At 59.8% G+C, this 14,865-nt stretch carries 17 protein-coding genes; 7 read left to right on the top strand and 10 right to left on the bottom strand.

The window, feature by feature from the left end; all coding sequences use genetic code 11:
• Window positions 1–162: 162 nt before the first annotated feature.
• The gene (gene rpsI / locus A0O30_RS04600; RefSeq protein ID WP_003260797.1) at window positions 163–555 is read right to left on the bottom strand and encodes a 30S ribosomal protein S9; all 393 of its coding nucleotides are present in this window, start codon (window positions 553–555) and stop codon (window positions 163–165) included.
• Between the two features lie 14 nt (window positions 556–569).
• Complete coding sequence (rplM, locus tag A0O30_RS04595; RefSeq protein WP_003251819.1) at window positions 570–998, bottom strand: 50S ribosomal protein L13; 429 nt, start codon at window positions 996–998, stop codon at window positions 570–572.
• A gap of 257 nt (window positions 999–1,255) precedes the next feature.
• Between rplM and A0O30_RS04590 the strand changes: the two genes are divergently transcribed.
• Window positions 1,256–2,296 carry an NADP(H)-dependent aldo-keto reductase gene (locus A0O30_RS04590; RefSeq protein ID WP_105945736.1) on the top strand — a complete coding sequence of 347 codons (1,041 nt, stop codon included), beginning with the start codon at window positions 1,256–1,258 and terminating at the stop codon, window positions 2,294–2,296.
• 212 nt (window positions 2,297–2,508) lie between these two features.
• The gene (locus A0O30_RS04585; protein ID WP_174442268.1) at window positions 2,509–3,429 is read left to right on the top strand and encodes a GlxA family transcriptional regulator; all 921 of its coding nucleotides are present in this window, start codon (window positions 2,509–2,511) and stop codon (window positions 3,427–3,429) included.
• Between the two features lie 132 nt (window positions 3,430–3,561).
• Here A0O30_RS04585 and zapE read toward each other — a convergent pair whose 3' ends face one another.
• The 3 genes from zapE to A0O30_RS04570 form a co-directional block, all read right to left on the bottom strand.
• Window positions 3,562–4,656 (bottom strand): cell division protein ZapE, encoded by a 1,095-nt coding sequence (zapE, locus tag A0O30_RS04580; protein WP_060499786.1) that lies wholly within the window; start codon window positions 4,654–4,656, stop codon window positions 3,562–3,564.
• Window positions 4,657–4,809: 153 nt separating this feature from the next.
• Window positions 4,810–6,159: a tryptophan--tRNA ligase gene (locus tag A0O30_RS04575; RefSeq protein WP_105945735.1), complete on the bottom strand. Its 1,350-nt coding sequence runs from the start codon at window positions 6,157–6,159 to the stop codon at window positions 4,810–4,812.
• A gap of 25 nt (window positions 6,160–6,184) precedes the next feature.
• Window positions 6,185–6,820, bottom strand: coding sequence for an alpha/beta hydrolase (locus A0O30_RS04570; RefSeq protein ID WP_105945734.1), 636 nt, complete (start codon window positions 6,818–6,820; stop codon window positions 6,185–6,187).
• Between the two features lie 135 nt (window positions 6,821–6,955).
• On the opposite strand from A0O30_RS04570, the gene A0O30_RS04565 reads away from it, so the two are divergent.
• A complete protein-coding gene (locus tag A0O30_RS04565; protein WP_016713539.1) occupies window positions 6,956–7,393 on the top strand; it encodes a YhcB family protein in 438 nt (145 codons plus the stop codon).
• A 69-nt stretch (window positions 7,394–7,462) separates the two neighbouring features.
• Here the strand turns inward: A0O30_RS04565 and A0O30_RS04560 are convergent, their stop codons facing one another.
• The gene (locus A0O30_RS04560; protein WP_105945733.1) at window positions 7,463–7,849 is read right to left on the bottom strand and encodes a tail fiber domain-containing protein; all 387 of its coding nucleotides are present in this window, start codon (window positions 7,847–7,849) and stop codon (window positions 7,463–7,465) included.
• A gap of 142 nt (window positions 7,850–7,991) precedes the next feature.
• On the bottom strand, window positions 7,992–9,191 hold the full coding sequence (locus tag A0O30_RS04555) for a methionine gamma-lyase (protein ID WP_105945732.1): 1,200 nt from the start codon (window positions 9,189–9,191) through the stop codon (window positions 7,992–7,994).
• Between the two features lie 127 nt (window positions 9,192–9,318).
• Here A0O30_RS04555 and A0O30_RS04550 point away from each other — a divergent pair, with 127 nt between their 5' ends.
• From A0O30_RS04550 to A0O30_RS04535, 4 genes are all read left to right on the top strand, one after another.
• The gene (locus A0O30_RS04550) at window positions 9,319–9,798 is read left to right on the top strand and encodes an Lrp/AsnC family transcriptional regulator (protein ID WP_016498026.1); all 480 of its coding nucleotides are present in this window, start codon (window positions 9,319–9,321) and stop codon (window positions 9,796–9,798) included.
• A gap of 112 nt (window positions 9,799–9,910) precedes the next feature.
• Window positions 9,911–10,231: an S-type pyocin gene (locus A0O30_RS04545; protein WP_105945731.1), complete on the top strand. Its 321-nt coding sequence runs from the start codon at window positions 9,911–9,913 to the stop codon at window positions 10,229–10,231.
• A complete protein-coding gene (locus A0O30_RS04540) occupies window positions 10,225–10,491 on the top strand; it encodes a bacteriocin immunity protein (protein ID WP_105945730.1) in 267 nt (88 codons plus the stop codon). Before A0O30_RS04545 ends, A0O30_RS04540 begins: the two co-directional genes overlap by 7 nt.
• Before the next feature lie 12 nt (window positions 10,492–10,503).
• Window positions 10,504–11,148 carry an RES family NAD+ phosphorylase gene (locus A0O30_RS04535; protein ID WP_105945729.1) on the top strand — a complete coding sequence of 215 codons (645 nt, stop codon included), beginning with the start codon at window positions 10,504–10,506 and terminating at the stop codon, window positions 11,146–11,148.
• Between the two features lie 34 nt (window positions 11,149–11,182).
• Here the strand turns inward: A0O30_RS04535 and A0O30_RS04530 are convergent, their stop codons facing one another.
• The 3 genes from A0O30_RS04530 to cysD form a co-directional block, all read right to left on the bottom strand.
• A complete protein-coding gene (locus A0O30_RS04530; protein ID WP_177410250.1) occupies window positions 11,183–11,815 on the bottom strand; it encodes a hypothetical protein in 633 nt (210 codons plus the stop codon).
• 197 nt (window positions 11,816–12,012) lie between these two features.
• Entirely contained in the window at window positions 12,013–13,914 is a 1,902-nt protein-coding gene (gene cysN, locus A0O30_RS04525; protein ID WP_105945727.1) for a sulfate adenylyltransferase subunit CysN, read from the bottom strand.
• A 15-nt stretch (window positions 13,915–13,929) separates the two neighbouring features.
• Window positions 13,930–14,847, bottom strand: a complete 918-nt coding sequence (gene cysD, locus A0O30_RS04520; RefSeq protein ID WP_013974136.1) for a sulfate adenylyltransferase subunit CysD — start codon at window positions 14,845–14,847, stop codon at window positions 13,930–13,932.
• Between the last annotated feature and the right edge of the window lie 18 nt (window positions 14,848–14,865).

Here is a 14,865-nt window from a genome sequence, read left to right as displayed (position 1 = left end):
ACACACTGACAAGGTGATTACCCCGGCAAGGGGCGACAACCCGCGCTTTGCTTGATCTGCGTCTATGCGACAAGTGGCCACTGACATGCTGACAGGTTAGTTCAAGCCAAAAAAAAAGCCCGGTTCCAAGGAACCGGGCTTTTCTCGACTGCCGAAGCGGTATTAACGCTTGGAGTACTGAGGACGCTTACGCGCTTTACGCAGACCCACTTTCTTACGCTCGACTTCACGAGCATCGCGGGTGACGTAGCCAGCACGACGCAGAGCGCCACGCAGGGTTTCGTCGTATTCCATCAGAGCGCGGGTGATACCGTGACGGATCGCACCGGCCTGACCGCTGACACCACCACCGGAAACGGTGACGTAGATGTCGAACTTCTCAACGGTTTCGGTCAGCTCGAGTGGCTGGCGAACAACCATGCGAGCGGTTTCGCGACCGAAGAACACGTCCAGAGAACGGTTGTTGATGGAAATGTTACCAGTACCCGGACGCAGGAATACGCGAGCGGTTGCGGTCTTGCGACGGCCAGTGCCGTAGTTTTGAGTCGCCGACATAATGAACCTTCCCGTTAGATCTTCAGTTCTTGAGGCTGCTGAGCAGTGTGTGGGTGAGCAGCACCCGCGTACACTTTCAGCTTGCGGTACATGTCGCGACCCAGCGGGTTCTTAGGCAGCATGCCTTTGACCGCGGTTTCGATAACACGCTCAGGGGCTTTGGCGATCAACTTCTCGAAGTTGATTTCCTTGATACCGCCCGGGAAGCCGGAGTGGGAGTAGTACATTTTGTCGGAAGACTTGGCACCAGTCACACGAACCTGCTCGGCGTTGATAACGACGATGTAGTCGCCGGTGTCAACGTGAGGGGTGTATTCTGGTTTGTGTTTGCCACGCAGACGGGTAGCGATTTCGGTAGCCAGACGACCCAGGGTCTGGCCAGCGGCGTCAACTACGAACCACTCGCGCTTTACTGTTTCCGGTTTAGCAGTAAAAGTTTTCATTCTCTAAAGCCTCAGAGGCCGCCCAGCGAAAAATAGACGGCGAATCTTACTGGATAGTGCACAGCTTGCCAAGGGCAAACGCGCAGCCGAACGCTGACGCTTTTGGGGGCTCGGGTCGGGCACGCCAATGTTCGACGGGGTTCTTCCTGCGTGGTGGTGCATCACTTCCGCCACACGGAGAGGGGCCGAATTATCCAGATTGCGCGAAAAATTTCAACCTGCTTTGATGGGCTTCTTTGCCAAGGAGTGTCTACCTGATGGAATACCGCCAGCTCGGCCGTACCGACCTCAACGTCAGCGCCCTGTGCCTGGGCACCATGACCTGGGGCGAACAGAACGTTCAGGCCGACGCCTTCGAACAGATCGCCCGGGCCAAGGCCGCCGGGGTCAACTTCATCGACACCGCCGAGATGTACCCGGTGCCGCCCCGCCCGGAAACCTACGCGGCTACCGAGCGCATCATCGGCAACTGGTTCCGTGAACATGGCGACCGTGACGACTGGGTGCTGGCCAGCAAGGTCGCAGGCCCCGGCAACGGCATCAGCCACATTCGCGACGGCCAGCTCAAACACAACCGTCAGCACATCGTCGCAGCACTGGACGAGAGCCTGAAGCGCCTGCAGACCGACCGCATCGACCTGTATCAGCTGCACTGGCCGGAACGCAGCACCAACTTCTTCGGCAAGCTGGGCTACCAGCACCTGCCACAGGACCACTTCACCCCGCTGGAAGAAACCCTCGAAGTACTCGACGAACAGGTGCGTGCGGGCAAGATCCGTCACGTCGGCCTGTCCAACGAAACGCCGTGGGGCACCATGAAGTTTCTGCAACTGGCCGAAAGCCGTGGCTGGCCGCGGGCGGTATCGATCCAGAACCCCTACAACCTGCTCAACCGCAGTTTCGAGGTGGGCCTGGCGGAAGTGGCCATCCGTGAGCAGTGCGGCCTGCTGGCCTACTCGCCGCTGGCCTTCGGCATGCTCTCGGGCAAATACGAGAACGGTGCACGGCCGGAAAATGCCCGCCTGACCCTCTTCAGCCGCTTTGCCCGCTATTCCAACCCGCAGACCGTGGCGGCCTGCAGCCGCTACGTGCAACTGGCCCGCGAGCATGGCCTGGACCCGGCGCAGATGGCCCTGGCATTCGTGACCCGGCAGCCTTTCGTGACCAGCAACATCATTGGCGCGACCAGCCTCGAACAACTGGAGAGCAACCTGGCCAGCGTCGAGTTGAGCCTGAGCGACGAGCTGCTGGCAGGGATCGAGGCGATTCACCAGGAGCAGCCCAACCCTGCGCCTTGAGCGCGATCCTGTAACGCCCTCTTCGCGGGTAACCCCGCGAAGAGGGCACGTGCTGTACCGGGGTAGACACCATCGCCAAAAAATAAGACGATCCAGCCGGTGATTGACCACTCTACCCTATAAGAACAATGACAATGATGTTTACCCAACCCTCCGCGTCGCTGCGGCGCGTCAGCATCCTGGCCATTGACAAGGTGTTCGCTTCGACCTTGATGCAAGCCAAGGATTTCTTCCACCTCGCCAGCCTGCGCTACAGCAAGCAGCTGGGCCTGGGCCTGCAGCCCATGTTCGAAATCCGCCTGGTGAGCCCCGACGGCCAGCCTGTGGACAGTTTCAGCAATGTGCAGCTACCGGTCGACGGTGGCCTGGACGACGCCGATGTGATCATCCTCCCGGCCTACTGGGACGACTTCGACAACCTGCTGCAACGCTACCCACAGGTGCTACCGTGGCTGCGTGACCAGCATGCGCGCGGCGCGGTGCTGTGCGCCGAGGCCAGTGGAGTGTTCTGGCTGGCCGAGTCCGGCCTGCTCGATGGCAAGGAGGCGACCACCTACTGGCGCTTCTTCAACAGCTTTGCCGAGCGCTTTCCGAAGATCCGGCTGAACCAGGACAAGCACCTGACCGACGCCGACAATATCTATTGCGCGGGCGGCGCTACCTCGGCCTGCGACCTGTACATCTACCTGATCGAACGCTTCTGCGGCGCCAACGTGGCCCGTGCCGTGGCCCGCGACATCCTCTACGAAGTCCAGCGCAACTACACCCCGGGGCGTATGGGCTTTGGCGGGCAGAAGCTGCACCAGGACCTGATCATCCTGCAGATCCAGCACTGGCTGGAAGAGCACTTCGCCGACAAGTTCCGCTTCGAGGATGTGGCCCGCAACCACGGCATGAGCATCCGCAACTTCATGCGCCGTTTCCAGGGCGCGACGGGCGACAAGCCGCTGCACTACCTGCAACGGCTACGGATCGAGACAGCCAAGGGGTTGCTGTCGAGTACGCGCAAGAGCATCAAGACCATCAGCTATGAGGTCGGTTATGACGATGCCAGTTTCTTTGCGCGGCTGTTCCGTCAGCACACCGAGTTGTCGCCGAACCAGTATCGGCAACAGTTCATGCAAGAGGCTTGAGGCCAATGGGGCTGCTTTGCAGCCCATCGCCGGCAAGCCAGCTCCCACAGGTATTGCACACACATCAAGGGCTGCGCTGAACCTGTGGGAGCTGGCTTGCCGGCGATGGGCCGCAACGCGGCCCCAAAAAACTTACGGCTTGTGCGCGCGCGACAGGAACTCGTGCGACTGCATCTCCAGCAACCGGCTCAGGGTGCGCTGGAACTCGAAGCTCAGACGCCCACCGGTATACAGATCCTTCAGCTCCACCTCAGCCGAGATGATCAGCTTGACGTTACGGTCGTAGAACTCGTCCACCATGTTGATGAAACGGCGGGCGATGTCGTCGGTGGTCACGCCCATCTGCTCCACATTGCTCAGCAGCACGGCATGGAAAATCTTGCCCAGCTCGATGTAGTCGTTCTGGCTACGCGGCCCGTCGCACAGGGCGCGGAAGTCGAACCAGGCAACGTCATCGCAAGTACGCAGCGCATTGATCGGGCGGTTCTCGATCATCAGCACATCGTTCTCGACCGCCTGGGTGCACTCAGGGGTCAGCGCCTTGAAGCTGGCGCGCATGCTCTGGTGCGCCGCATCGTTGAGCGGGAAGTGGAACAGCTCGGCCTGCTCCAGGTGACGCAGGCGGTAGTCAACGCCGCTGTCGACGTTCACCACGTCGGTATACTGCTTGATCATGGCGATGGCCGGCAGGAAGCGCGCACGTTGCAGGCCGTCCTTGTACAGGCCGTCCGGCACGATGTTGGAGGTGGCCACCAGCGACACGCCGTTCTTGAACAGCTCTTCCATCAAGGTGCCGAGAATCATGGCATCGGTAATGTCCGACACGAAGAATTCGTCGAAGCAGATTACCTTGGCTTCTTCGCTGAAGCGCTTGGCAATGATGGTCAGCGGGTTCTTCTCGCCCTTGAGGGTTTTCATTTCCTCGTGCACACGCTTCATGAAGCGGTGGAAGTGCGTACGCATCTTCTGCTTGAACGGCAGCGCTTCGTAGAAGGTATCGACCAGGTAGGTCTTGCCTCGCCCTACCCCACCCCAGAAGTACAGGCCCTTGACCGGGGTCTGCTCCTTCTTGCCGAACAGCTTGCCGAACACGCCCGGCTTGTTGTTCTGCGCGTGCACCAGGTCGTCGTACAGGCGCTGCAGGTGACGCACCGCAGTTTCCTGCGCCGCGTCATGGAAGAAGTCGGGACGTTTCAGATCTGCTTGATAGCGTTCTAAGGGAGTCATGATTCGTTAGCGAGGCAACAAAAAACGGGCCGTCACTGTAGCGACAGGCCCGCTTAATGGCAATGAGACTTGCGTCAATATGCCTCATATACGCTGTATGGCACCGGCTTTGCCGGTGTTCGCGAGTAAACTCGCCCCTACAGGTGAAATGCCTCAGTCATGCTGGGGTGCCAGGGCATCACGCAGGCTTTGAATGGCCACATCACGGGCCTCGGCGCTGTCGAACTGCGGGCCATCGGCAACGTGCTCGTCGTTCAGCCACAGGGCGAAGCCCAGGCCTTCGACGCGCACATCCGCCTCGCCACCTTGTTGCAGTTGCTTGCTTACGGCACCGGCGCTCTTACCGTCGGCGAAACTGCGCGACAGCAGCAGTTGCTCGCCATCAGCGGCCAGCAGGCGGAAGCGGAAGCTGCCATCTTCATCACGGAAGCTGACGAAACGCGCGCTCTTGGCGGCTTTCTTCTTCACTTCGGTATTGGCCTGCACGCCACTGCGGAACGAACGCAGGCCTACGGACTCGCGCAGTTGTTCGAGGAATGGCGTGGCGATCTTGCGGGCCTTGGCAGCGCCGGCCAGCAGGATGTCTTCCAGATCCGCCGGGCGGGCGATCAACTGGTGGTAGTACTCGCGCTTTTCGGCCAACTGACCGTCCAGCAGCTGGAACAGGCGTTGCTTGGCATCACCCCAGCCCAGGCCCTGCAACAGCTCTTCGCGGAACCCGGCACATTGTTCAGGCGTCGAGAAGGCCTGGAACAGGGTGAACAGGTGCGAATTGTCCGGGTCTTTCGCTTCGCCTGGGGCGCGCGAGTCGGTGACGATGCGCGAGATGGCGTCTTTCATGTCCTTGGCGCTGGTGAACAACGGAATGGTGTTGTCATAGCTCTTGGACATCTTGCGCCCGTCCAGGCCCGGCAGGGTCGCCACGCTTTCCTCGATCACCGCCTCCGGCAGGGCGAAGAAGTCCTTGCCCTGGCCGAACAGGTGGTTGAAGCGCTGGCCGATGTCACGGGCCATTTCCACGTGCTGGATCTGGTCGCGGCCGACCGGCACCTTGTTGGCGTTGAACATCAGGATGTCGGCAGCCATCAGCACCGGGTAGCTGAACAGGCCCATGGTCACGCCAGCGTCCGGGTCTTCGCCGGCCTCGACGTTCTTGTCCACCGAGGCCTTGTAGGCATGGGCACGGTTCAGCAGGCCCTTGGCAGCAACGCAGGTCAACAGCCAGGTCAGCTCGGGGATTTCCGGGATGTCGGACTGGCGGTAGAAGGTCACTTTTTCCGGGTCCAGGCCACCGGCCAGCCAGGTCGCGGCGATTTCCAGGCGCGAACGCTGGATGCGCAGCGGGTCGTCGCACTTGATCAGGGCGTGGTAGTCGGCCAGGAAGTAGAATGAGTCGACACCGGGCTGCTGGCTGGCACGGATCGCCGGGCGGATGGCGCCGGCGTAGTTGCCCAGGTGCGGTGTGCCGGTGGTGGTGATACCGGTAAGAATGCGCGTGGTCATGGGTGTTCGCTTATTCAGGCTTGGCTCAGTTCGAAAGGCGCGGCAGCAGCAGATCCTTCAGATCGGTCAGCTTGCCATGGAAGAAGTGTCCGCATTCTGCCACTTTCAGCAGCTCATGGGGGCGCGACAGGCTGTCGGACCATTCGTAAACCAGCTGCGGCGCAACGACTTCGTCGGCATCCGGCTGCACCACGGTGATCGGGCAGCGCTGCGGCAGCGGGAATTCGGCCGTCAGGCGCATGACTGCCGGGGCGATCATGAACAGGTGCTGCAACTCGGTGCCTGCAGCCTCCAGGCGGCCGGCCAGGCTGGTGGCGACGAAGCCGCCGAACGAGAAGCCCATCAGCACCAGCGGCAGTTCAGGATGTCTGGCCCGCAGCCAGGCTGCGGCAGCCTCGGCATCGGCCACTTCGCCTGCGCCCATGTCATGGCTGCCGGCGCTTTGGCCAACGCCACGGTAATTGAAACGCAGGGTGACGTAACCGGCATCGCGGGCGGTGCGTTGCAGCGTCGAGACCACCTTGTTGAGCATGGTGCCGCCCTGAACCGGGTTGGGGTGGCAGATCAGCACCGCGCCACGGGCATCGGCCACATCAAGGTACAAGGCTTCCAGCTGGCCACTGGGGCCATCGATGAACAAGGGGGTTTCGCGGACAAGCAAGGCACTACTCCGTGACCTCGGGAGGGGTCGATTCGTCTAGGTGAGGAATTCTGTTCTGATTTGCGATCGCTCGCGGTATACAGCGCAGGTCTGAGCCGTTAACGTAAAGCAAAGCCGTTTATAGAGGAAGGACTCGTGGAACTCTCGCTCCTTGTTTGGTTGTTGCCAACCCTGGCCCTGGTCATTGGCGTGGTCGTCGGTTTCGTCGTGGCCCGCCTGCTGCCCAATGCCGCGCCCAGCAGCACACAGCGTCAGCTGGATGACATCCAGAAGCGTTTCGACAGCTACCAGAACGAAGTGGTCACCCACTTCAACAGCACCGCCGTGCTGGTCAAGAAACTGACCCAAAGCTACCAGGACGTGCAGGATCACCTGGCCGAAGGCGCCAACAGCCTGGCCCTGGATGAAGTCACTCGCCAACGCCTGCTGGCTGCACTGCACTCCGAAGCGCCGCAAGGCCCACGTGACCGTCTGACCCCGCCGAAAGACACCGCCGAAGTGCCACGCGACTATGCGCCCAAAGCGCCCAACTCGCCGGGCATGCTGGATGAGAGCTACGGGCTCAAGCGTTAATCCGCTGAACATGAAAAAGGCCTCGCAAGAGGCCTTTTTTGTGCAACCTGCATTAACCAGATACGCTTGTTACAGCGCCTTGGCTTGACTCTTTTCCAGCACGTCGATGCGCTGATTCAGCTCGCGTATCGATTCAATCAACGGCGCCACCAACTTCTGGTAGTCCACAGTTAACATTTCACTCTTTTGATGAACGAGCTCTGGATAAACCGCTTGGACATCTTGAGCCATCAAGCCAATATCTTTTCGCCCCGTTTCTTTCCAGGTGAACGTTACGCCTTGCAGCCTCAGCAACTGCTCAGTAGCCCCCTGCAAGACCTCGGGAGAGGTCTTCAGCCGTGCATCACTGAAAGGACAGCATGGCTGGCCTACATCACCGCTGGCCAGAACCGCTCCGCTGGCAGCGACAGATGCGAGAACCAGAGCGATGCGAGAAACTGCATTTTTAAACTTCATGATTATGCCTTCAGGTGATCAACGGATACGGAGTAATTTCCGTCTGCACACCCAAACTAAGCCCCCACTTTAACTTCCTCCATGAGAGCATTCTTAAGATACTCGTGAAAAACGAAGCGATTACGTAGGAATTTTATGGGGCTCAAGCGACACAGCAGCTGAGCGCCTGCTCCACATCAGCCAGCAAATCGTCGATATCCTCTAACCCAACCGAAAGCCGAACCAGTCCCTCGGAAATACCATGATGCTCGCGCTCTTTAGGCGTATAGCTAGAGTGCGTCATGCTCGCCGGGTGCTGCGCCAACGACTCGGCATCCCCCAGGCTCACCGCCCGTGCAAACAGCTGTAGCGCATTCATGAAGCGCCGCCCCGCCTCGATACCGCCCTTGAGCTCGAAAGCGATCATGCCGCCCGGCAAACGCATCTGCCGTTGCGCCAGTTCGTACTGGGCGAACGACGGCAAACCCGGGTAATGAATCAGCTCCACCTGCGGCTGCCGGGCCAGAAACTCGGCCACCTGCCGGGCATTGCTGCAATGCCGGTCCATGCGCAGGGCCAGGGTCTTGATCCCGCGCATCAGCAACGCCGCATCGTGTGGCGACATTACCGCCCCGGTCATGTCTTTCAGCCCTTCCAGGCGAATACGGTCGACCAGCGCCTTGCGCCCCACAACCAGGCCGGCGGTGATGTCACCATGGCCACTGAGGTACTTGGTTGCCGAATGCACCACCAGGTCCGCACCCAGTTCAAGTGGCCGCTGCAAGTAAGGCGTGCAGTAGGTGTTATCCACCACGACATGCACATCATGCCCCTGCACGGCCTGGGCGACCGCCGCGATGTCCACCAGTTGCATGTTGGGGTTAGCCGGTGTTTCGAAGTAGATCATCCGTGTTTTACTGTTGATCGCCGCTTTCAATGCCTTGGCATCGTTCAGGTCGACATGGCGGACCTTCACCCCGAATTCACCAATACCGTGGTGCAGAAAAGCGAAGGTACAGCCATACAAGGTGCGCCCGACAATCAGTTCATCACCCGGCCGCAACAGGGTCCAGATGGTCGAGGTAATAGCGCCCATACCCGACGCCAACGCCAACCCCGCCTCACCGCCCTCCAGTGAAGCCATGCGTTGTTCCAGCAGGGCCAGGGTGGGGTTGGAGATGCGGCTGTAGAAATGCCCCGCCTCCTCCCCAGCAAAGCACGCAGCGCCGTATTCAACAGTGGGGAAGGCATAGGTAGCGGTCTGGTACACCGGCGGCACCAACGCACCACCGTGGGAAAGCGGGTCGTAGCCATGGTGAATGGCCCGTGTGGAAAAACCGGTGTTGTTATGGGAGTCGCGCATGGCAACAGCCTCTTGTGGTTTGCTATAAGCTTATGCCACCGAGCTGCCCGATTTTTTCCAAAGTAGCCCACGCATCTGCGTGCATACTGGAACAAAAACAATAAATAACGGATCAGGAGGGCAAAATATGCCTTCAAGCCTCGACCGCACCGACCGCGCCCTGCTAGCCGCTCTGCAGGACAACGCCCGCCTCACCGTCGCCGAGCTCGCCGACCAGGTGGCACTCACCACCTCGCCCTGCTGGCGCCGGGTAAAGCTGCTGGAAGACAACGGCTACATCACCGGCTACCAGGCCATCCTCTCGCCCAAGTCGCTGGGGTTTGGCGTGACCGCGTTCGTTAGCATCATGATGGATTCGCACACCAAGGACATGGCACTGGCGTTCGAGCAGCGGCTGATGGAAATTCCCGAGATCGTGGCCTGCCACAACATCTCCGGGCGCTATGACTTTTTGCTGGAAATTCTGGCTAGGGACCTGGAGTCGTTCGGGGAATTCACCCGGGAAGTGCTGCAGCGGTTGCCGGGGGTGAAGGAGATCTATTCGAGTTTTTCCTACAAGGCGGTGAAGGAAAGACGGGTGATACCTGTGTCGGAGAAACACATCTAGGACAGCTCCCTCCAATCACCAGGAACGTTCCTACTGACATACAGCCTGCATCTGACATACAGAAAACTCGCCCCCGGGCACACTTCCCTGCCTTTCACCCAGGGACGACTCCATGGCCAGCCTTCTTCCAGAATTCATCATCCGTAAACTCGAAGGTCGAACATTCGACAGCTTCGACCATTTCTCCCAATGCTTCTGGCTGGCGATCGCAGAGGACCCAATCTACAGCCAGCAATTCATCCCCGCCCAACTCAACCGCCTCAAGAAAGGCTGGCCCCCTCGTGCGCCATTCCATGAGACGGCAAAGGGTCTGCGCTCCTATCAGCTATGCCACCTGAACCCGCCCGAGTGGGGTGGGTTGATGTACGACGCTGAAAACCTACGGATCATGAGCGCCATGCAATACGCGCTTTCATCGGAGACACCATGGTGATCAGCCTGAAACCTTGCCTCGCCGACTATTCATACGATGAGTTCCGGTCGATTGTTGAGGCGTTGATTCAGGCGACAGGCTCACGTGATTGGCAGGACCGATTGCTGGAACACTTTATCGAAGTGGTTGCGCACCCTGAGGGCTCTGACCTTATCTATAACCCAGAGCAGCAGCAGGCTAGCTGCGCCGAGCAGATAGTGGCGCGCATCGTGGCGTGGCGCAGGTCAAAAGAGCTCTCCGTATTCAGTGACTTGCGGTGAGCAACCCAAGCCATGAACGAGTTGACTGATCAAGTACTCGAAGCGTTGTACAAGTACCCGGAACTGCTGAAGCAGGTACCTGCGGGTTCACTTCTGCACAGGGTTCAAGCGTCTCGCTACGATACCAACCCAGTGAACTACCGCGCCGATTCCGATACCCGCTACGCCGACCCTTCCAAACAGGTTGGCGTCTACTACTTGGGCTGTTCTGCAGAAGTTGCCGTCGCCGAGTCGTTCCAGCCGGGCCAAGGCATTGATGATCAACCGGTACGTCTTTCGCGACTGGAACAGACGTCGCTACATTTACTCAGGACGGCACGCGAATTGTACGTGGTCGACGTTGCTGCTCTGGCGAACCGAGCGACTCATCACAAAATACGGGATATCGTTCAGGCTAAGGGCCAAGGCAAAGAAGGTTATGCCTTCACACGAAAGCTCAGCCAAGTGTGCATGAGCCAAGGGCAAGTTGATGGCCTGCTTTATCCGTCAGCGGTCTATAGCGTTACCGGGTCCATGGACGGATGCAACATCGTGCTGTTCGAAGGTCGCTCAATCCAGATCGAAGCGATACGCCATCAGGCTGTGAGCTTGGCAGTGTTGCAAAATGGTGAAACGGTAGTAGAGTTTCTTTACAGCCTGGGCGTAGCGCTGGAGTAGACGCGAAGCCCGACTTTCCTTGAAAGATCAGAATTCACTGCCCAGCTTCGAATGCGTTCAAAAAGTCGCGCTTGATGACTTCCACTGCCGCAGTGTTATCCAGCAAATGAAAGCGTGGCAATACGTTGCTCGGTTCACCGGGCTCTGAATAATCCATGTTGCCGACCAGGTGCTGAACCAGAAAATTCATGGCTTCGGTATCCGCAGGGTCCACTTCGAGCGACTGAATCAACCCGTCGACAAATGGCCTCGGCTTGTTCTCGGCGAACTGGAAAGACGGGTAGTATTTTCTGCGATTGCCAGTGTTCGTGTATGCGAGCAACTTACCGGCTTTTGTCTTCTGACTCAGTGCCTGCTTGGAAATGCCCAGTATTTCACAGGCCGTTCTGGCATCCAGCAACTCGCAACGGCTGATCACACGCTCGAACGCGCGTGCTTTCATCTTGGCCATGGCCTCCTGGTTACGTGTTGCAACACTGCGCTTCGCTTCGACGTCCACCTTGGCGAGGGCAGCAAAAGCTTTTTCGTCTGCGAGGGCCACGGCTTTCAGCACTACAGCTTCCGACGCACGTGCAAGGTGCTCCTCAAAGCGCTGTCTTAGTGCGTCTTTGGCAGCCTCTAGGCAAGCGAATGCAGGGTGAGTCGCTGTGTGGGTAGCGGTTGTCATCGGGCCTCCTCCAGCCTGAGCAGCCTTCTTGCACACAAAGTATGCTTACAATCACGAACTGTCAACTTGTCAACAAGTCAATATGTAAATAGATCGCTACTCGTCGCGATGCAACGCCGCTACAAGGGACCGAGCAGACCTTTGGGACAAGAAATAAAAAACCCCGCCGAAGCGGGGTTTTTATTGCAGGCCAGCGCTTAGATCGCGCCACGCTGACGCAGCACGTCCAGCACCAGCTTCACGCCTTCATCCACGCTGGTGGACTGGGTGTCGATCACCAGGTCAGCATCCAGCGGCACATCGAACGGGAAGCTTTCGCCCGGGATGTTGTCGCCGCCGGCAGCATACAGCCCTTGCGGGTCGCGCTCGCGGCAGGCCAGTGGCGAGGCCTGGACGTAGACGGTTACCAGACGGTCTTTGCCGATCAACGCCTTGGCCTGTTCGCGGCCTTCGGCGTCCGGAGCCACGAACGCAGCCAGGGTCAGCAAGCCGGCTTCGTTGAACTGGCGCGCCACATGGGCGGCGCGGCGCCAGTTCTCGGTGCGGCCGGCGCGGTCCTGTGGCAGGCCCTTGTTCAGGTCGTGGCGCAGGTTCTGGCCGTCGAGCACGTAAACCGCACGGCCCATGTCGAACAGCTTGCGCTCCACGGCGTAGGCCAGGGTGCTCTTGCCGGCGCCAGACAGGCCGCTGAACAGCACGGTGGCTGGCTGCTGACCGAAGCGCAGTGCACGCTCTTCAGTCGACACGTGAGCCTGCTTGCCATGCTGGCCGGTGCTGCCGTGCGGCAGTACTGGCGGGGCGATGATCATGCCGGCGCCGACAGTGCCGTTGGTCAGGCGGTCGATGACGATGAACGCACCGGTGGTGCGGTTGCTGTCGTAACCGTCCAGCGCGATCGAAGCGTCCAGGGCAACCTTGACGCGGCCGATCTCGTTCAGTTGCAGTGCGCTGGCAGCGCCCTGCTCCAGGGTATTCACATCAACCTTGTGGGTGATGCTGGCAATCGAGCCCGGCACGTAGCTGGTGGCGCGCTTGATGTCGTACTTCTTGCCCGGCAGCATCGGCTCTTCGGCCATCCACACCAGCATGGCGTCGAACTGGTCGGTTACCGGCGGTACGTTGTCGGCGTGTACCAGCAGGTCGCCACGGGAGATGTCGATCTCGTCTTCCATGGTCAGGGTCACGGCCTGGCCTGGGCCTGCGTTTTCCAGTTCACCCTCATAGGTGACGATGGACTTGACGCGGCTGCTCTTGCCCGACGGCAGCACGACGATTTCGTCGCCCTTGTGTACCACGCCGCTGGCGATGGTGCCGGCGAAGCCGCGGAAGTTCAGGTTCGGGCGGTTCACGTACTGCACAGGGAAGCGCAGGTCGGTGAAGTTGCGGTCGGCCGACACTTCGACGGTTTCGAGGATTTCCATCAGCGTCGGGCCGGCGTACCACGGCGAACGCTCGCTGTGGTTGACCACGTTGTCGCCCTTGAGCGCCGACATCGGCACGAAGTGCAGGCTGCTCGGGGTCAGGTTGATGGCGTCGGCAAACTTCAGGTAGTCGGCCTTGATGGATTCGAAGACTTCCTGGTCGAAGCCCTTCAGGTCCATCTTGTTGACCGCGACCACGATGTGCTTGATGCCCAGCAACGAAGCAATGTAGCTGTGGCGGCGGGTCTGGGTCTGCACGCCGTAGCGGGCATCGACCAGGATGATCGCCAGGTCGCAGGTGGACGCACCGGTGGCCATGTTGCGGGTGTACTGCTCGTGGCCCGGGGTGTCGGCGATGATGAACTTGCGCTTGGCAGTGGAGAAGTAGCGGTAGGCGACATCGATGGTGATGCCCTGCTCGCGCTCGGCCTGCAGGCCGTCTACCAGCAGCGCCAGGTCGACTTCTTCGCCGGTGGTGCCGACTTTCTTCGAATCACGGGTGATGGCCTCGAGGTGGTCCTCGTAGATCATCTTCGAGTCGTGCAGCAGGCGCCCGATCAGGGTGCTCTTGCCGTCGTCAACGTTGCCGCAGGTCAGGAAGCGCAGCAGTTCCTTGCGCTCGTGCTGGGCCAGGTAGGCGAGGATGTCCTCGCTGATCAGATCAGATTGGTGCGACATGGAGTAACCCTGAAATTAGAAGTAGCCTTGGCGTTTCTTGTCTTCCATGGAACCGGCGCCATCGTGGTCGATGACACGGCCCTGGCGCTCGGACGTACGGGTCAGGAGCATTTCCTGAATGATGTCCGTCAGGGTCTCGGCTTCCGACTCGACAGCACCCGTCAACGGGTAGCAACCGAGGGTACGGAAACGCACCTTCTTCTTGACGATGCGCGCTTTCTCTTCATCGGTGAGATGCTCGAGGATGCGCTCGTCGTCGATCATGATCAGGGTGCCGTTCTTCTCGATCACTTCGCGCTCAGCGGCGAAGTACAGCGGCACGATCGGGATGCCTTCGAGGTAGATGTACTGCCAGATGTCCAGCTCGGTCCAGTTCGACAGCGGGAAGACGCGGATCGACTCGCCCTTGTTGACCTTGCCGTTGTACACGTTCCACAGCTCGGGGCGCTGGTTTTTCGGGTCCCAGCGGTGCTTGCTGTCCCGGAACGAATACACACGCTCCTTGGCCCGCGACTTCTCTTCGTCGCGGCGCGCGCCACCGAAGGCGGCGTCGAAACCATGCTTGTCCAGTGCCTGCTTCAGGCCCTGGGTCTTCATGATGTCGGTGTGCTTGGAGCTGCCATGGGTGAACGGGTTGATGCCCTGCGCCACACCCTCGGGGTTGACGTGGGTGATCAGTTCCAGGCCCATTTCCTCGACCATCTTGTCGCGGAAGCTGTACATCTCCTGGAATTTCCACTGGGTGTCGACGTGCATCACCGGGAACGGCAGCTTGCCCGGGAAGAAGGCCTTGCGCGCCAGGTGCAGCATCACGGCGGAATCCTTGCCGATCGAGTACAGCATCACCGGGTTATCGAACTCGGCGGCCACCTCGCGGATAATGTGGATGCTCTCCGCCTCCAGCTGTTTCAAGTGCGTCAGTTTGTCGACCATGGCTACTCACGAAAAACG

It is taken from the genome of Pseudomonas sp. LLC-1, assembly GCF_002992185.1.
GTDB classification, from domain to species: domain Bacteria; phylum Pseudomonadota; class Gammaproteobacteria; order Pseudomonadales; family Pseudomonadaceae; genus Aquipseudomonas; species Aquipseudomonas monteilii.
The sequence above is the reverse complement of the archived record's forward strand: the minus strand, read 5'-3'. Positions and strand labels throughout refer to the sequence as shown.